Source organism: Candidatus Parakkermansia intestinigallinarum, assembly GCF_944389695.1.
Classification (GTDB): domain Bacteria; phylum Verrucomicrobiota; class Verrucomicrobiia; order Verrucomicrobiales; family Akkermansiaceae; genus Akkermansia; species Akkermansia intestinigallinarum.
The window spans coordinates 12,008-29,197 of sequence record NZ_CALXNG010000020.1; the positions used below are offsets into that span (position 1 = coordinate 12,008).

Here is a 17,190-nt window from a genome sequence, read left to right on the forward strand (position 1 = left end):
GGGGGCGTGGCTTAACCTGCCGTCTGCCCGCAAGGGGTGGCGCCATCTGCTTGGCGCGTGTGCCGATGCTGCGGCGCCGGGCTCCCTTGGAGAAGGCGGGCATGCGAACCGCGCGGGGCGCGTGCCGACTCTCGGTGCCGACTCCGGGTGCCGACAAAAAGGCTGAGCCTCTCGCGAGAGGCTCAGCCTTTTTGTTGACGGGGCAGGGGAGCTCCGCCGGAGCTCGCCGCTGCCTCGGGCGGAAATCAGGCTTGCTGATCGGCGCTGTTTTGCTGTGCCGCCTGCTCCTTCTCCTCCTTGCGGAGCTTCCTGCCGGTGAAGAACGAGACGGTGGCATCGCGCATGCGAGCGAAGATCGCGTAGAGCGCGGGCACGGTGAAAATGCCGAAGCAGGTAGCGAGCAACATGCCGCTGAAGGTCGTGATGCCGATTTCCTGACGGCTGGCGGCACCCGAGCCCGTGGCGACGACCATCGGGAAAACGCCGATGATGAACGAGATGGCCGTCATCATCACGGCGCGGAAGCGCATGTTGGCGCCTCGGATGGCGGCTTCGCGGATCGGCACGCCCTGCTCATGTTCCTCCTTGCTGAACTCCACCATGAGAATGGCGTTCTTCGAGGCGAGACCGATGAGCATCAGGATGCCCAGCTGCACGTAAATCGAGAGCGTCAGCCCGCAGAGTTGGGCGCCCATGAGCGCACCGAGCGTTGCAACACTCACGGAGAAAATCACCGGAACCGGCGTCGTCCAGCTCTCGTACTGAGCCACGAGGAAGAGGTAGGCAAACATCAGCGCCAGACCGATGAGCAGGCCGATCTTGCCCTCGTTGGCGCGCTCTTGGTACGAGAGGGCCTTCCAGCTGACCATCCACTGGCGGTCGCGGCCGGCGGCACGTTCCTCATTGTTGATGTCGGCGACGATTTCTTCGATGAGATCCATGACTTGACCCGAGCCGACGCCCTGAGCGGCCGTGACGTCAATGTCGGCGCTCATGTACTGCTGGAAGCGGCCGTAGTTGGACGGACCCATGCGGTAGGAGAGCGTGCAGAGGGCGGAGAGCGGCACCATGTCGCCCGTGTCGCTGCGCACCATCTGGTTGAGGATGTCGTCGGCCGTGCGGCGGTCCGGCGTGGCGCCCTGAATCATGACCTTGAAGTTGAAGCCGTTGAGCGTGAAGTCGTTGATGTACGAAGAGGCCATGATGCTCTGCAGGGTCGTGAAGATGGTTCTCACGGGCACCTTGAGGGCCTGAGCCTTATCGCGGTTGATGTCGAGGTGCACCTGCGGGATGTCGGCGTCGAACTCACAGCGCGTGTTGGCGACGAGGTCGGTGCGGGCGCGCAGGCGAGCCTGAACCTCTTTGACCATGTTGCCGAGATCCTGCGGCGTGGCGTCGCCGCTGACTTGGAGCACCATAGAGATACCGCCGGTGATGCCGAGACCCTGAATGGCCGGCGGCGTCATGGCGATGACGGTGGCCTGCGGGATGTCGGCGCAGGCGGCGTTGACTTTCTGGGCGATGGCGGAGCTGCTCAGGTCAGGGCTCTGGCGCTCGTCCCAGTGGTCGAGCTGAATGATGAGCATGCCGCTGTTTTCACCCGAGCCGCTGGCGAAGCTGTAGCCGCTTTGCGCCGTGACGTCGCGGATGCCTTCAATGTGCGAGAGACGCTCTTCGATCTGGCGCAGCACCTTGTCGGTGCGCTGCTTGGCGGTGGCGGTGCCTTCCATGCTGACCATGACGAAGAGGTTGCCCTTGTCTTCGGTCGGGATGAAGGAGCTGTTGAGCTGTTCGGGGGCGAGCAGGTCAAAGTATTTCAGGCCGCTTTCCTGCTTCGAAGCCCCGCCACGTCCCTTGGCGGCTGCGGCGGGCGTTCCCGCGTCTTCGCCGCGCCAGAGCTTGTTCCAGGCGGCCGGGGCGCCGTCGTAGTAGAAGTAGTTGGCGGCAAAGACGAAGGCCATGACGAGAACGGTCAGCCATGCGTTGCGCACCAGCAGACGGGCGCCTTTGATGTAGATGGCGCGAGCCTTGTTCAAACACCAGTTAAAGGGCACGAAGAGCACGCTCAAGCGGCTCGGTTTGGCATTGGCCGGGCGCAGAATGAGCGCGCAGAGAGCCGGTGAGAGGGTCAGGGCATTGATGGTCGAGATGCAGAGCGCCACGCACATGGTGACGGAGAACTGCGTGTAGATCACGCCGACCATGCCGCCGTAGAAGGCGATGGGCACGTAGACGGCCAGCGTCACGAGCGTGGTGGCGATGACGGCGCCCGTGATCTGCTTCATGCTCTTGATGGTGGCCTCTTTCGGGCTGAGTTTCTCCTCCTGAATGAGGCGCATGACGTTCTCCACCACCACGATGGCGTCGTCGACCAGCGAGCCGATGACGAGAATCAGACCGAACATGGTCAGCACGTTGATGGTGTAGCCCAGCGGGTACATGATCATGAAGGCGCCCAGCAGCGAGACCGGAATGGCGATGGACGGAATGAGCGTGGCGCGCCAGTCCTGCAGGAAGATGTAGGTGACGAGTACCACGAGGACGAGGGCGACGACGAGTGTCTCGACGATTTCTTCCATCGTGGCCTCGATGGCCTGCGTGGGGTCATAGCCCATGCTCCACTCCATGCCGTCGGGGAGGGTGGGCTCAATCTGCCGCATGAGGTTTTGCAGGGCGCTGACGGTGTCGATGGCGTTGGCGTCGTTCGTTCGGAAGACGATCATGCCGACGGCGTCCTGCCCGTTGAGGCGGTTGTAGCCGGAGTTTTTCTCGGCGCCGAGCTCGACGGTGGCGATGTCTTTGATCTTGGTGATGTGGCCGTCATCGCCGTATTTGACGATGATGTTTTCGAACTCCTCAACGGTCTTGAGTCGCCCGGTGGCGGTGACTTTGAAGGTGGCGTAGGATTGCTCGTCCTGCGAGCCGACGGAGCCGGCTGCCGCTTGGATGTTTTGGGCCTCGATGGCCTGTCTGACGTCATCGGGTGTGATGTTGAGGGCACTCATGCGCGTGGCGTTCATCCAGATGCGCATGGCGTAGTTGCGGCTGGGGATGATGTCGGCGCTGGAGATGCCGTCCAAGTCGCAGACGCGGTCTTTGATGTTCATGCGAACCCAGTTGGAGAGTTCGAGCACGGACATCTTGTTCTCGTCGCAGCGGAAGTTGACGAAGCAGAGCATGTCGCCCGAGCGCTTGCGGACATTGTAGCCCGTCTGTTTGATTTCGCTGGGCAGCTTCGATTCGATCTGCTTGATGGCGTTGGAGACGTTCTGCTGGGCGGTGTCGTCGTTGGTGCCGGTGGCAAAGATGAGCGTGAGCGAGTAGCGGCCGTCGTTGCTGCAGCTCGAGTAATAGTAGAGCAAATCATCCATGCCGACGATTTGTTCTTCGACGGGGGCTGCGACGACCTGCGCCAGTTCTTCGGCGCTGGCACCGGTGTAGTTCATGCTCACCGAGATGGTCGGCGGCGAGACTTCCGGGTACTCGGCCACCGGCATTTTGGACATGCAGATGAGGCCGGCGAGCATCATCAGGATGGAGATGACGAACGCGAACTTAGGTCGGTGAATGAAAAACTCTGAGAACATAGTCGAAGCGGAGGGAAAGAGGGGAGCGAATGGGGGTTACTGCTGTTGTTGTTCCGGCTGCTGGGCAACGACGGGACTGCCGTCTTCAAGATCGGCGAGGTTGGTGGTGATGACGCGATCGTCGGCATCGAGCCCGGCGTAGACGGGAATGCGGCCGCTGGCGGTCGAGCTGCCGCAGAGGATGCGCGTCAGCACGGCGCGCCCGTCGCGGTACAGGAAGACGTAGCGGCCGCGCGTGTCGGTCAGAATGGCCTCGGGCGGTACCGAGCAGACTTTGCACTCGGGCTTGCGGGACACGCGGATGGTGACGACGGCGCCGGGCAGGAGCTGCTGTTCGGCGTTGGGGAAGGTGGCCCAGAAGTTTTGCGTGTCGGTGTCGGATTTGATGCTGTTGTCCGAGAAGCTGACTTCGCCTTTTTCGGCGCTGAGTTTGCCGTTGGCCGTCACGAGGCTGATATCGGCCATCTTGAGCAGCTGGCTGTCGGAGCCGAAGTGCGAGAGTACTTCATTTTCACTCAGCGAGAAGCGCACGTAGATCGGGCTGGTCTGGTAGAGGGTGGTCAGCGGGGTTTTCTTGTCCGTGATGTAGTTGCCCTGCGCGATGCTGACGCGGCCGATGCGCGAGTCGAGCGGGGCTCGCATGGTGCAGCGGCTCAGGTCATCTTCGGCGACGACGAGGGCGGCTTCGGCACTGGATTTTTGGGCGATGAGTTGGTCGAGGGTGGCTTTGGCGCTGTCCCGCTCGTCAGCGCTTGAGGCTCCGCCTTTGACGAGTTGTTCCTGTCGCTCGTATTTGCGGCGGGCGTCTTCAATGCGGATGTCAAGCTGTTCGATGCGTGCTTTTTCGGCGTTGACGGCGGCTTCGTATCGCACGGTGTCGATGCGGAAGATGACGTCGCCTTTCTTCACGACGTCACCGTCGTTGACGCTTTGCTCGATGAGCAGGCCCTGCACGAGGGGGCGGATATCGACCTTGCGGATGGCTTCGACCTGCGAGCCTTCGCAGGTGAGCACCGTCGTGTCCGACTCCATGATGACGTCGGCGATTCGCACGGCGGTGGGCGCATCTTCCTGCGGCATGGTGTTGCCCTTGACGGTCTTGGTCTCCGCATTGCTGGTGAAGACCGGGCGCACGACGGAGCCGACGCGCGTTTTGTGCGAGCCGTCGCTGATGACGACCTCGCCTTCTTCAAGCCCGCTGTAGATGGATTGCATGCGCCCTTGGACGTTGCCGGCGATGACCTCGCGGCGCTGCACGCGGTTGTCTTGGTCCAGCACGTAGACGAAGGCGCCGTTAGCGTCGTATTGCACGGAGGTGAGCGGCACCATGGTGACGATGGCGGTGTCGGTCAGCGTGATGGTGAGCGCGCCGATGCCCTGCGGGGTGAGGACGTCGTCTTTGTTCTCAAACTCTGCCCAGAGGTTGTAGGAGTCGGTGTTGGCGGCCAGCGCCGTGTCCACGATGCGGATGACGCCGTCTTTCGGGTAGGTGCGCCCCGTGGCCGTGGTGAGCTGAGGGCGTGCGACGTCGGCGATGCGCTTCGGGCCGTGGAAGATGCCGTTGACGTCGCTCTGACTCAGGGGGAATTTGACGTAGATCGGGTCCATCTGCTGGATGGTCGCGAGCACTTCGCCGGTGGTGATGTAGTTGCCTTCGGTGAAGCTGACGCGGCCGATGCGGCCGGTGATTTCGGCGCGGATGGTGCAGTCGGCGAGGTCTTTGCGGGCTTTGACGAGGTTGGCTTCGGCTTCGGCCTTGCTGGCCGTCAGCTCGGCGAGCAGGGCGCGGGCGGTCTCCGTCTCTTCGCGCGAGGTGGCGTGGCTCTCTTGCAGGCTTTGAAGGCGGCGGCAGCGAGCGCTGGCGTGCATGATGCGGGCGCTGAGTTCATCGAGGCTGGCTTCTGCCTGTTGGACGGCGGCTTTGTAGCGAATCGGGTCGATTTCAAAGAGGATGTCTCCTTTGTTCACGACGGCGCCCTCCTTGAAGCGGGGCTCCATGAGGAAGCCTTCGACGGCGGAGGAGACGCGCACGGTGCGGATGGCTTCGGTGCGTCCGATGCTGCGGCGCGTGACTTTGTCTTTGCCCGTGGTGACTCGATCGACCTGAACGTAGGGGGCCGCTCCCATGGGGGCTTGTGCGAGGGCGCTGCTGCTTGCCAGCAACGCAATGACCATCAGAACTCCTTTATTCATGCGTGCGTGTGGTGAGAGGGGGAGAGATTTACCGGCTCATTGTACTCTGCTCGGCGGGTGAAATCAAGCGGGCTGTGCGTCAGCACGCCCGGCTCGTCGCTCGGCGAGAAGGGCGGGCAGGCAACGGTGCCGCTCACCCATTTAGAACTCCATTCCCCGCGGGAGTCAACAGCAAAGGGGAATGTATGACACAGCTTTTGACGAAATCAGCCTTCGAGCGCTGCTTTTCGGGCGAGGAGCAGCGGGTAGAGGCGCTCGATCCACGGCTCTACGTCCTCTTCGCCCCGGTCATCGCTGGTGGTGAGGGGCAGAAGGCGCTGTGCACCCGCCGCCGCCAGAAAGTCATCGAAGTCTCGCCCGGCTTGGCAGAAGTGTTCGAAGCTGGCCATGCCGATGGCAAAGACGGCATAGTGCAGTTTGTCGAAGCGCCGCTCGGTCTTGCTGGGTCGGTAGTGAAGTTCGGCGGCGTTGCTCGGCGGGTCTCCCTCTCCCCAAGTGCTGGTGATGATGAGCAGCGTCGGCATGGCCGAGAGAAGGTCGAGGGTGATGTCCTCCATGCCGGCGCAGCCCGCGCTGATGCCCAGCTCGTTGAGTCGGCTGCTGCAGCGCTCGGCCAGTTGCTGCGCGTTGCCGGTTTCGCTGCCGTAGATGATGTAGACGTCCATGATGGGGAGGCTCTCGACCTTGTGCGGGTGGGAAAACGGGGGGGAGTTTCAGCGTGCCGGGTAGCTTGCCCGCACGGAGCTGGAAGCCGCATCGGGCAGGATGAACTTATGCAGCTCGACGCAGGCGCGGCGGGCTCCGAAATCCTCGACGATGCTGCGGGCGAAGCGATGGGCGAGCGTTTCAAGCAGGCGAACGGGCTGCTGCTGAGCCAGCGCGACGAGGTGCCGGGAGAGCGCTTCGTAGTCGATGGTGTGCTCGATGTCATCCTCCATATCGGCCGGAGGCAGGGGCGGAATGAAGGCGATGTCGGCGCGGATGCGCTGGGGCTCGGCTCTCTCCTCATCGGGAACGCCGATGCAGCAGCTGAACTCCAGCCCGTTGATGCGTATTTCGTCGGGGGCGGGAGCCGCCATGGCCCGCAGCATCAGCCCCTTGAGCGCCGCGAGGTCGGGCACGATGAAGTCGGGCTTGGAGGCGCTGAGCTGCTGCGCGTTGTTGTAGCCGGTGAGCACGCCGATGCCGGTGATGCCGACGCGGTGCGCGGCGTCGATGTCGTGCTGCATGTCACCGATGAAGGCCGTGTCTTCGGGGCGCAGGCCGTGCTGCTTCATGAGCAGGGGAATGTGCTCCTCCTTGTTGTGGATGCCGGAGTGGATGTGCTCGAAGTAGGGGAAGAGCCCCAGCGCCCTGACCTGAGAGTCAAAAGCCTTCGGATCCATGCTCGTGAGAATGAAGCAGCGTATGCCCGAGGCGGCGCAGTAGCGGATGAAGTCTCGCGCGTGCGGCAGCAGCGTGACGCCGGTCGCCGAGGCATCGAAGGCTTTGCGGTAGAGGTTTTCGAGGTCTTCGAGCCGAGCTTCGGGGGTCTTCCAAGCGTAGTAGCCCGGGTAGGGAAGCTGGAATTCGTTGCGGAAGGCCTCTGTCGTCAGCGGCTCGCGTCCGTACTGAGCCAGCACGTAGTTGGTCGCTTCAATGGTGAGGGCAAGGTCGTCGCAGAGGGTGCCCGACCAGTCGAAGATGAGATTGCGGAACATGGCTTGTCAGCGAGGCAACGGTGGCTCAGGAGGCTTGGCGGCGCGCCGGGGCTTTGCGCACCGGGCGCTGCGGCCGCGTGCTGATGCGGTTTTTTATCTGGTATTTCCGCACGGCATGTTTGAGCGAGGGGTTGACGAAGGGGTTGTCTTTGCCGTAGCGTGCCCACGGACCGCCGGGTACGAGCGAGAAGTCGACGAAGCGCCAGTGCACTTTGGCCATGCCGCCCTTGATGCCGAGGTAGTCGCGCACGGCGGGCGAGAGGTCGATGCCGGCCGCGTTGTTGGCGTGGTTTTTCGGACGCGCGTTCTTGAAGACGTATTCCCAGTCATCGGTGCGGAAGGGGCCGCAATCCTCCCACTGAGCAAAGCAGTATTTGCCGTTGTAGTAGATCTGCACCCAGGTGCCGCGGCAGACGGACTCGTACTTGCCGCCTTTGTCGCGCCGATACCAAGGGATGACGCGGGCCGCCTCGGGCTTGGGGCCGCCGCGGTCGACGTCATTGTAGGGCAGGGCAACGTAGAAGGGGTTGAGCTGAGGGGTGAAGCCCAGCGGCGCAAAGGTCACGGGGTCTCGGTTGGCGGGGTTGGGGTCGTCGTAGCCGCCGTAATTGTCATCCCACATGCTGTCCCAGCTGCTGGCCGTGTTGGGCGTGGGGTTGTTTTTCGTGGCCAGTTCGCCGATGAAGAAGTAGGTGGCCGTGATGTCGTAGTGCCAAGGCATGGTGCCGAGGCGCACGTCTTGCGGCAGCGTCTTGGGGTCGGGGAAGTTGGTGCGGTGGCTTTGATCGAGCGTGGGCTTGATGGGGCCGGCTTTGATGGCTTCCCGCCTGAGTTCTTCGCGCGTCATGTGCCGCACGGGCTTTTTGCTTTGCTTGGGCTTGCTGGCGGCATCATCGCCGGTGGCCCGGTCGAGTTGCCGACCGGTGGTGAAGCTCGGTGAGCTGCTGCGGCCGGAGCCGCGGATCTCGGCGCTTTCAGCCGGGCTCAGGATGAAGACGGCGGCTGCGGCCGGGAGCAGGAGGAGCGAGGAGAGGAGTTTCATGGCGACCGATGTGCGGTGGAGTCGGGGTGAAGAAAGTGCGGGAAGAGGCGAGGGCGGAAGGAAAGGCGGGCGGCGAGGCCGGGGCTCGACCGCCCCGGCCTCGGTGAGAGTTTACCAGTTGTGAATGACGCTCGGACGCGCAACGGGCAGTTTCTCGGGAGCATCGAGCGTGTAGTGCAGACCGCGCGATTCTTGGCGACGGATGGCGCAGTCGACGATGAGGGATGCCGTGAGCGCGAGGTTGCGCAGGTCGATGATCTCCGGCGTCACGCGGTAGCCCCAGTAGTACTCGTTGATTTCTCGGTTGATGTTGCGGAGACGCGTGGCTGCGCGCTGGAGGCGGTGGTTGGTGCGCACGATGCTCACGTAGTCGGTCATGGTGCGGCGCACCTCGTCCCAGCAGTGGTAGAGAATGGCCAGATCGTCGCGCTCGGCCTTATTGCCGTGCACCCATTCGGGGATGGGGTACTCCTCCATCTTGTGCGCCAGCGGCAGGCGCGTGAGCATGGAGGCGATGGCGCGTTTGGTGATGACGACGCATTCCAGCAGCGAGTTGCTCGCCAGGCGGTTGGCTCCGTGCAGGCCGGTGCAGGCCGATTCTCCGGCGCAGAAAAGCCCGCGCAGCGTGGTCTGGCCGTTCGTATCGGTCTGTACGCCGCCGCACTGATAGTGCGCGGACGGAACAATGGGAATCATGTCGACCTCGGCATCGACGCCGTAGCTCTTGCAGGTCTCGTAGATGTAGGGGAAGCGCTCGGCCATGAAGCCCTTGGGCTTGTGCGTCATGTCCAGATACATGCAGGGATGGCCGGTGCGCAGAATCTCGCTGTTGATGGCGCGAGCGACGATGTCGCGCGGCGCAAGACTCTTGCGCGCGTCGTACTTCTGCATGAACTCCTGCCCGTCGGGGCCGCGCAGCACACCGCCTTCGCCGCGCACGGCCTCGGAGATGAGGAAGGTGAGCCCCTCGCGATCATTGCTCTTCGGGTTGTAGAAGGTGGTGGGGTGGAACTGCACGAACTCCATGTTCGAGATATTCGCCCCGGCGCGCCAAGCCATCGCCACGCCGTCGCCCGTCGCCGTCGGCGGGTTGGTCGTGTACATGTAGACGCGGCCGGTGCCGCCCGTGGCCAGCATGACGCGGTCGCAGCGGAAAATGTCCACCTCTCCCGTGGCGGGGTTGAGCACGTAGGCGCCCAGCACGCGATCCTCCGTCACACAGCCCAGTTTGGCCGTCGTGATGAGGTCGATGGCGATGCGGTGGTCGAGAATCTCGATATTGGGGTGCTTCTGCGCGCAGGCCAGAAGCTTCGAGCTGATTTCAAGCCCCGTGGTGTCTTTGGCGTGCAGAATGCGGCGCTTGCCGTGCCCGCCTTCGCGCCCGAGCTCGAACTCGCCGTCTTTCTCCTGGTCGAAGTCAACGCCCCAAGCCAGCAGTTCGCGGATGGCCTCGGGAGCTTCCGTGACGATGGTGCGAACGGCGGCTTCATCACAGAGCCCGGCGCCGGCATCGAGAGTGTCGGCAATGTGTTCTTCAAAGCTGTCGTTCGAGCTCATGACGGCAGCTATGCCGCCCTGAGCCTTAGCAGAACTCGACACAAGAGGATCGCTCTTGCAGAGAACGATCACCTTACCATGCTCGGCGGCGCGCAGGGCAAAGCTGAGTCCCGCGACGCCGCTGCCGATGACGAGAAAGTCAGATGTAATCATCTTGCGAAATCTTGCGGGGAGATTTTAGCACGGATCCACCCGTTCGTCACGCAGAATCTCGGGGCCCGGCTCAGAAATCGATCGCGTCGGGGTGCAGCCCCGAGGCGCCGCAACCGTCCATAGCCTCAAGCTCTTGCATGTCCTGCGCCGACAGCTCGAAGTCGGGGAGCTCGAGGTTGCTGCGCATGCGCTCCGGCGAGGCGGATTTCGGCAGCGGCAGGATGCCCTGTTGCAGGGCCCAACGCAGGCAGATTTGAGCCGGGGTGCAGCCGTGGCGCTCGGCGAGGCGGCGAAGGATATCATGCTCGAGGATGCGGCCGCAGCCCAGCGGCGACCAGGCTTCGACGAGAATGCCGCGCTCGCGGCAGTAGGTGACGCACGCGCGCTGCGTGAAGCCGGGGTGAAACTCGATTTGGTTGACGGCCGGCACCACTTGCGCCGTGCTCAGCAGGGCGTCGAGGTGGTGGGGCAGAAAGTTGCTCACGCCGATGGCGCGCACGCGGCCGCTGCTCAGCAGCTCCTCCATGGCTCGCCACGTCTCGGCATTGATGTGCTGCCAGTCGCTGAAGCGGTGTGCGGAGGCGGGCCAGTGGATGAGGTAGAGGTCGAGGTAGCTCAGCGCCAGATCGCTCATGCTGCGCTCGAAGGCTCGCAGCGTGTTGTCGTAGCCGCGCTCGGTATTCCAGACCTTGCTCGTGACGAAGAGCTCGCTGCGGGCGACGCCGCTGTGCGCGATGGCCTCGCCGACGCTTTTTTCATTGCCGTAGCAGGCGGCCGTGTCGATGTGGCGGTAGCCGATGCTGATGGCGTCCGCAACGGCCTGCACCGCTGCCGGGCCGTTTTCAATTTGCCAGGTGCCGTAGCCGATGGAGGGGATGGAGACGCCGTTGTTGAGGATGAAGTGTGTGTTCATGGGCAAAGGAGCGAATCTTGTCAAAGCGGCTCAAGACGCGTGACGGCCGCACCGTTTCCTTAGCATAATCGCCGCGCCGCTTCAAGCCTTTTTCGCCGCCGTGCGATCCGGACAAGAAAAACCCGCCGACCGGACGGTCGGCGGGCGGAGAATTTCGGAGCGGCTTGGGCGCACTTGCCTCAAGCGGCGCTCCTGCCTTTATTTGCGGGTGACGTTGCGCATGTTCTTCTCCCGCTGCTGTTGCTCGGCCAGAGCCTGCTGTTGCGCCTCCATCATGCGCTCAAAGAAGCTCTTTTTGCCGCCTTTCTTCTTCTTGGGATCCACCTTGGTGAGCTCGGGCATGGGCAGGCGGCGGATGTACCAAGTCTGCCCGATGGAGATGATGTTCTGCGTCGTCCAGTAGAGAGCGAGTGCGCTCGGGAAGGTGTAGCAGAAGAGGAAGAAGACCAGGGGCATGAACTTCATGATTTTCTGCTGCGTCGGGTCACCGGCCGCCGGCGACATGTGCATCTGAAGAATCATCGTCAAGGCCATGATGATGGGCAGCACGTTGATCGGCAGATCATAAAAGCCCAGAGGCAGGTAGCAGACCGTGTCCATCTGCGACAGGTCCGTCACCCAGCCGAGGAAGGGCGCCCCGCGGAACTCGGCTGCCGTCTGCAGCACGTAGTAGAAGGAGAGGAAGATGGGCAGCTGGAGCAGCATGGGCAGGCAGCCGCCGAAGGGCGAGATGCCGTACTCGCGGTAGAGCTTCATCATCTCCATGCTCACGCGCTGCTGGTCGTTGGGGTACATCTCCTTGAGCTCCTTCATCTTGGGCTGCAGCAGGCTCATGCGCTTCATGCTCATGTAGCTCTTGCGGTAGAGCGGCCAGATGAGCAGGCGTACCACGAAGGTCATGGCGACGATGGCCCAGCCCCAGTTGCCGAACCAACCGTGGAAGGTGTTGATGAGCCAGCTCATGGGGTTGCTGATGATGTAGAAAATGCCGTAGTCCATGATGTAGTCAATCTTGTGGACGTAGCCGGTCATATCCTTGAGCATCGAGTTGAGCCTCGGCCCCGTGAAGATGTCGTAGTTGAAGCGGAAGGCGTGGTACACCTGCCCGTCGGAGGCCGGCAGGCTGAACTCGGGCATGCCGAGACCCAGCATGAGCCCCTCTTCCGTTTCGCCCGTAATGGGAAGGCGCACCTTCGTGGGGGCGATGTAGAGGGCGTCGGTGCGATCCTGCGTCGAGGGGCAGATAATGCTGGCGTAGTACTGGCTCATCACGCCTGCCCATTCGAGATTGTTGTAGTCGGTCTTGTAGCGGCGCAGTTCGTCTTTGCTGAACCAGTGAGAGAAGGTACCGCCGCCCTCTTTCTCAAAGTCGTCGTCGGCGAGGTAGATGAAGTAGGTGTAGTTGCGCATCTCGCTGGTCGAGATGCGGTTGGTCGTGCCGGCGAAGATGCCCCAGTTGCCGTACGCGAGATTCTCGCGACCGGTGTTCTGCACGGTGATGTCCAAATGCAGCATGTAGGCGCAGCCTTCGACGATTTCATCGCCTTCGTCGACGGGAATGAGCGAGTAGGTCTTGGTGACGATCAGAGCGCCGAGCCGCGCCTCGAGCACGACCTTCTTGTCGGTCTGCTCCTTGAGGCTGTAGACGGCATTGTCCCACACGGGCTCGCGGTTGTTGCTCAGGTTGAACATCAGCGTGCCGACGCCGTACTTCGAGCTGCCGTTGATGAGCACGTCCTCGCGGAGCTCCTCCTTCGTGCTGTTGACGGCCTTGCCGACCATCTGCGTGCTCTCCAGGCTGCCGCCGATGTCTCGGAAGCGGAAGCGGGCGACTTCTTGGCCCTTCGAATCGTGAGAGACGAGTTCCGCAATGACCTTGGGCAGTGAAACAGCTGCCGGAGCGGGCGTCGACTGCGGAGTCCCCGCGGCCGGGGCGGCGCCGGAGGAGGCGGCAGAGGCGGCAGAGGCGGCGGGTGCAGCCGCATCGCCGGACGCCGTCTGCTGAGGTGCCGCTTGCGCGGGAGCCTGAGTAACGGGCGCCGCAGCCGCCTTTCTCTCCTGCTCCCGCGAGGCGGTGTACCACCAGTTGGCCACCAGACCGAGAATGCAGGCCGTAATCACGATCCATGCTTTTTTATCCATATGCGTCTGAAAGATGAGTGAGGTGAAAGCTTATTTGTTCTTTTTGGGCGGCACGGGATCATAACCGCATCCGCCCCAAGGGTTGCAGCGCAAGATGCGCCAAATGCCCATGAGCGAGCCTTTAAAGGCTCCGTGAATCTCGACGGCCTGAATGAAGTAGGTCGAACAGCTGGGCGTGAAGCGACAGCCGGAATGCGGCCCCGCCAGAATGTGGAGAGGCTTGCTGATGAAACGCTTGTAAAACAGCACCGGGAGGATGACAAGCTTCTTCAGCATGATTTTTGTCTGTGGAGATGGCGCCGGAGCAGCTTGAGAAATTCCGCCTCGAGCCGGGCGTAATCGGCAAAGACCGCGCGATGCCGCAGAACGAGCACGACGTTGAAGCCCCGGGAAATGGGCTCGCCGTGCTCTCTGAGTATCTCGCGCACGCGGCGCCTCAGCAGGTTGCGCACCACGGCGTGGCCGAGGCGCTTGGTGGTGATGATGCCGAAGCTCGACGGCTGCGTCGCGGCTCCGGCATCAGGCTTGCGGGCCAGATTGAGAACAAGAAAACGCCCCGCTTCCGATGAGCCTTCGGCGCGCACCATGGCGAACTCGGAGGCTCGCTTCATGGTATGGCGCCGCGTCAGCTGCATCTGTTACAGGGCGTTGATTTTTCGGCTCGGACGGGCGGCGGAACATCCGACGGCGCCCGGCTCAAGCCAGTTGCGACCTCAACCGTGCTGAACGGTGTGGCGCTTGTAGTGAATTTCGGCACCCTTGGGCAGCAGGCGCTTGCGACCCTTGGCGCGACGGCGGGCGAGGATGGCGCGGCCGCTCTTGGAGGCCATGCGGGCGCGGAAACCGAACTGGCGCTTGCGGCAGCGCTTGGAAGGCTGGTATGTTCTCTTGCTCATAGTGTGTTATTTTTGTTGAAGTCTTTGCGATGTAACGGGCCGCTGCGCGCGGTCGGGGCGGCTATGATACCTGAAAATCGGCGTATGTCAAGCACCGATCATGAAAAAATCACCAAAAGGTCTCATCTCAGGCATCCTGAACCATGAATTTGAGCTCGGCCTCGCAGGTGACTTCCCCGTTGACGAGGCAGCGACCGTTGGCGACGCCGATGGCACCGCGCATCTTGACGAGCTCGGTCTCGATGATGAGGACGTCGCCCGGCACGACGGGCTTGCGCCACTTGACCTTGTCGCAGCTCATGAAGTAGCCGATCTTGCCCATGTTCTCGGGGATGCGGAGCATGAGGATGGAGGCCACCTGAGCCATGGCTTCGAGCTGGAGAACGCCCGGCATGACGGGATGGCCGGGGAAGTGACCTTGGAAGAAGAGCTCGTTCATCGAGAGATTCTTCTGGCCGATGCACTTGGTGTCGCCCTCGAAGCCGAGGATGCGGTCGACCATCAGGAAGGGGTAGCGGTGAGGCAGCAGCTTGAGCACCTCTGAGGTGTCGAGAACGGCGTCGCCGGCCGGCAGTTGCATCGGTTTGGGGCGCATGGCCAGCATGCTCTCAAAGCTCTTCTGCATCTTGGCGGCCATCGTGGTGTTGATGCCGTGCCCGGGCATGACGGCAATCACGTGGCCGAGAATGCGCCGCCCGTTGAGGATCAGGTCGCCGATGAGATCCATGGTCTTGTGGCGGGCGCACTCGTTGTGGTAGCGCAGGCCGCCCGAGCAGATGTACTGCTCGCCCTTGATGACGATGGCGTTATCGAGCGTGCCGCCCTGGATGAGCCCCTTGTCGAGCAGCGGCTGAATGTCCTCGTAGAAGCAGAAGGTGCGGGCGCGGGACAGCTCGTTTTCATAGGTCTCGGGCGTGATTTCCGAGTGGAAGTACTGCGTGACGCGGCCGTCGGGGCCGGACACGGTGACGGAGACGCGGAACTTGCGATCGGGCATGATGACGATCATGGATCCGTTCTTGTTCTCCACCATGAGCGGCTCGCGAATCTCCCAGACTTGGCAGGGAGCATCCTGCTCTTCCAAGCCGGCTTTTTTGATGAGTTCGACGTAGGGTGCGGCCGAGCCGTCGCCGATGGGCGGTTCGTTGGCATCCATCTCGATGATGGCGTTGTCCACCCCCATGCCGGTGAGAGCCGAGAGGATGTGCTCGACCGTGTGAACGTTCACCGAGCCTTCGGCCAGTGTCGTGGCTCGTTCAACCGTCTGCACGTTGGCGGCCGATGCGTCGATGAAGGGCTTGTCGGGCAAATCAATGCGTCGAAACTTCAGCCCCGTGTTGACCTCTGCCGGCTTGATCGTCAGCTTGACGGGTTGACCTGTGTGGAGAGACGTGCCCTGAATGGAGGCACTCGTACGGAGGGTTTTTTGCATCTGAATAGCCATCGCGCGATCATTCTACACGCCCCTCGCCTCTTTGTGAAGTCCAAAGTGCGGCGATGCGTGTGAATTTCTTGCATCTTTCAACTTGTGACTTTTGTGCACGGAAATCTGAATTGCCTTGTCAAAAAACAGGGCGAGGTCTATAATCCCGCGCACTTCTCCGGCAGGCGGGGCAGGGATGCGCTTTCGTTGCCTGCGAGCCGCGAGGATGTGCAACGATTTCACAAAAGGCTATGTCATACGCTATCTGTGCGGCTCTGGTGATTTTCCTCACGGCTTACGCCCTGATTATTTCCGAACGCGTGCACCGCACGGTCGTGGCTCTTTTCGGTGCCATGCTCATGGTGCTCTGCGGCGTCATCACTCAGGACGAGGCCGTCGCTCACATTGACTTCAATACGCTGGCGCTGCTCATCGGCATGATGATTCAGGTGCTGATTCTCAAAGAGACGGGCGTGTTCCGCTTCCTCTCCATCTGGGCGGCTCAGAAGGTGAAGGGCAATCCTGTGTCGCTGCTGGTGGCGCTCTCGACGCTGGTCTTGTCCTGCTCCGCTCTTCTCGACAACGTGACGACGGTGCTGCTGACGGTGCCGATCACCTTCTCGCTGACGCGGCAGCTGGGCATTTCGGCAAAGCCTTTCGTGATCGCGCAGATTTTTGCCTCGAACATCGGCGGTACCTGCACGATGATCGGCGATCCTCCCAACATCATGATTGCCAGTGCGGTGGAAGAGCTCGACTTCATGGCCTTCATCCGCAACCTCACCTTGCCGTGCATCATCTCCTACGCCCTGACGCTGGGGATTCTGGTGTTGCTCTTCCGCCGCGACCTGCGCGGCAATGAGCAGAACCGCCGCCGCATTCTCGCCATGAGCACGAAGGGGCTCATCCGCAGCCCGCGCATGCTGCGCAAGTGCCTCTTTACGCTCTTGCTCACGATTGCGCTGTTCTGCATGCACGGGCAGATTCCGGGCTGGACGCTTGAATCGGGCACGATTGCCGTGACGGGTGCGTCGCTGCTGATGCTCCTGACGATGCCCTCGCGCACGCAGGTGCTCGAGAAGGTGTTCTCGCACGTCGAGTGGACGACGATCTTCTTCTTTATCGGTCTTTTCGTGCTGGTGGGCGGCCTCGAAGTCAACGGGGTCATCAAGTGGTTGGCGGCGCAGGCGATGGTGCTGACGGGCGGCGATCCGACGGCGACGACGGCGACGGTGCTCGGCCTCAGCGCGGTGATGTCGGCCTTTGTGGATAACATCCCCTTCGTCGCCACGATGATCCCGCTCATCAAGGATATGGGTGCGATGGGCTGCACGGATCTTGAGCCTCTTTGGTGGGCGCTCTCCTTCGGCGCCTGCCTCGGCGGCAACGGTACGGTCATCGGTGCGAGCGCGAATGTGGTTGCTCTGGCGCTGGCGCGCAAGGAGGGCTTGGTCGTGAGTTTCTTCGGCTACATGAAGCTGGCCTTCCCGCTGATGCTGCTCTCGGTGCTCATTGCGTGGGTCTACCTCTGGCTGGCTTTCCTGTGAGAGCGCTTCCGACGGCGCGAGAGGCCGTCGACAAGGG

General features: G+C 62.4%; 13 protein-coding genes. 1 reads left to right on the top strand and 12 read right to left on the bottom strand.

Annotation, left to right across the window (positions count from 1 at the left end; genetic code table 11):
• Positions 1-245: 245 nt before the first annotated feature.
• The 12 genes from AC6UAL_RS06685 to AC6UAL_RS06740 form a co-directional block, all read right to left on the bottom strand.
• Positions 246-3,587 carry an efflux RND transporter permease subunit gene (locus AC6UAL_RS06685; protein ID WP_500682600.1) on the bottom strand — a complete coding sequence of 1,114 codons (3,342 nt, stop codon included), beginning with the start codon at positions 3,585-3,587 and terminating at the stop codon, positions 246-248.
• Between the two features lie 36 nt (positions 3,588-3,623).
• Entirely contained in the window at positions 3,624-5,780 is a 2,157-nt protein-coding gene (locus AC6UAL_RS06690; protein ID WP_500682601.1) for an efflux RND transporter periplasmic adaptor subunit, read from the bottom strand.
• 206 nt (positions 5,781-5,986) lie between these two features.
• Positions 5,987-6,445, bottom strand: a complete 459-nt coding sequence (locus AC6UAL_RS06695; protein ID WP_500682602.1) for a flavodoxin domain-containing protein — start codon at positions 6,443-6,445, stop codon at positions 5,987-5,989.
• 48 nt (positions 6,446-6,493) lie between these two features.
• The gene (locus AC6UAL_RS06700) at positions 6,494-7,480 is read right to left on the bottom strand and encodes a dihydroneopterin aldolase (RefSeq protein ID WP_500682603.1); all 987 of its coding nucleotides are present in this window, start codon (positions 7,478-7,480) and stop codon (positions 6,494-6,496) included.
• Positions 7,481-7,505: 25 nt separating this feature from the next.
• The gene (locus AC6UAL_RS06705) at positions 7,506-8,522 is read right to left on the bottom strand and encodes a hypothetical protein (RefSeq protein WP_500682604.1); all 1,017 of its coding nucleotides are present in this window, start codon (positions 8,520-8,522) and stop codon (positions 7,506-7,508) included.
• Between the two features lie 111 nt (positions 8,523-8,633).
• Complete coding sequence (gene nadB, locus AC6UAL_RS06710; protein ID WP_500682605.1) at positions 8,634-10,232, bottom strand: L-aspartate oxidase; 1,599 nt, start codon at positions 10,230-10,232, stop codon at positions 8,634-8,636.
• A gap of 70 nt (positions 10,233-10,302) precedes the next feature.
• Entirely contained in the window at positions 10,303-11,145 is an 843-nt protein-coding gene (locus AC6UAL_RS06715; protein WP_500682606.1) for an aldo/keto reductase, read from the bottom strand.
• Between the two features lie 198 nt (positions 11,146-11,343).
• Positions 11,344-13,287: a membrane protein insertase YidC gene (gene yidC, locus AC6UAL_RS06720; RefSeq protein ID WP_500682607.1), complete on the bottom strand. Its 1,944-nt coding sequence runs from the start codon at positions 13,285-13,287 to the stop codon at positions 11,344-11,346.
• A gap of 30 nt (positions 13,288-13,317) precedes the next feature.
• Positions 13,318-13,563: a membrane protein insertion efficiency factor YidD gene (gene yidD, locus AC6UAL_RS06725; protein WP_500682608.1), complete on the bottom strand. Its 246-nt coding sequence runs from the start codon at positions 13,561-13,563 to the stop codon at positions 13,318-13,320.
• A complete protein-coding gene (rnpA, locus tag AC6UAL_RS06730; RefSeq protein ID WP_500682609.1) occupies positions 13,557-13,922 on the bottom strand; it encodes a ribonuclease P protein component in 366 nt (121 codons plus the stop codon). The genes yidD and rnpA overlap by 7 nt, the downstream gene beginning before the upstream one ends.
• A gap of 78 nt (positions 13,923-14,000) precedes the next feature.
• On the bottom strand, positions 14,001-14,183 hold the full coding sequence (gene rpmH, locus AC6UAL_RS06735) for a 50S ribosomal protein L34 (RefSeq protein ID WP_500682610.1): 183 nt from the start codon (positions 14,181-14,183) through the stop codon (positions 14,001-14,003).
• A 127-nt stretch (positions 14,184-14,310) separates the two neighbouring features.
• Positions 14,311-15,627: a bifunctional UDP-3-O-[3-hydroxymyristoyl] N-acetylglucosamine deacetylase/3-hydroxyacyl-ACP dehydratase gene (locus AC6UAL_RS06740; RefSeq protein ID WP_500682611.1), complete on the bottom strand. Its 1,317-nt coding sequence runs from the start codon at positions 15,625-15,627 to the stop codon at positions 14,311-14,313.
• 230 nt (positions 15,628-15,857) lie between these two features.
• On the opposite strand from AC6UAL_RS06740, the gene AC6UAL_RS06745 reads away from it, so the two are divergent.
• Positions 15,858-17,153, top strand: a complete 1,296-nt coding sequence (locus AC6UAL_RS06745) for an ArsB/NhaD family transporter (RefSeq protein WP_500682612.1) — start codon at positions 15,858-15,860, stop codon at positions 17,151-17,153.
• Positions 17,154-17,190 lie beyond the last annotated feature (37 nt).

Coding starts and splice junctions, on each gene's coding strand:
- AC6UAL_RS06740 (WP_500682611.1), bottom strand. CDS start 15,627: ATGGCTATTCAGATGCAAAAAACCCTCCGTACGAGTGCCTCCATTCAG.
- nadB (WP_500682605.1), bottom strand. CDS start 10,232: ATGATTACATCTGACTTTCTCGTCATCGGCAGCGGCGTCGCGGGACTC.
- AC6UAL_RS06695 (WP_500682602.1), bottom strand. CDS start 6,445: ATGGACGTCTACATCATCTACGGCAGCGAAACCGGCAACGCGCAGCAA.
- AC6UAL_RS06685 (WP_500682600.1), bottom strand. CDS start 3,587: ATGTTCTCAGAGTTTTTCATTCACCGACCTAAGTTCGCGTTCGTCATC.
- yidC (WP_500682607.1), bottom strand. CDS start 13,287: ATGGATAAAAAAGCATGGATCGTGATTACGGCCTGCATTCTCGGTCTG.
- AC6UAL_RS06700 (WP_500682603.1), bottom strand. CDS start 7,480: ATGTTCCGCAATCTCATCTTCGACTGGTCGGGCACCCTCTGCGACGAC.
- yidD (WP_500682608.1), bottom strand. CDS start 13,563: ATGCTGAAGAAGCTTGTCATCCTCCCGGTGCTGTTTTACAAGCGTTTC.
- AC6UAL_RS06690 (WP_500682601.1), bottom strand. CDS start 5,780: ATGAATAAAGGAGTTCTGATGGTCATTGCGTTGCTGGCAAGCAGCAGC.
- AC6UAL_RS06715 (WP_500682606.1), bottom strand. CDS start 11,145: ATGAACACACACTTCATCCTCAACAACGGCGTCTCCATCCCCTCCATC.
- rnpA (WP_500682609.1), bottom strand. CDS start 13,922: ATGCAGCTGACGCGGCGCCATACCATGAAGCGAGCCTCCGAGTTCGCC.
- rpmH (WP_500682610.1), bottom strand. CDS start 14,183: ATGAGCAAGAGAACATACCAGCCTTCCAAGCGCTGCCGCAAGCGCCAG.
- AC6UAL_RS06745 (WP_500682612.1), top strand. CDS start 15,858: ATGTCATACGCTATCTGTGCGGCTCTGGTGATTTTCCTCACGGCTTAC.
- AC6UAL_RS06705 (WP_500682604.1), bottom strand. CDS start 8,522: ATGAAACTCCTCTCCTCGCTCCTCCTGCTCCCGGCCGCAGCCGCCGTC.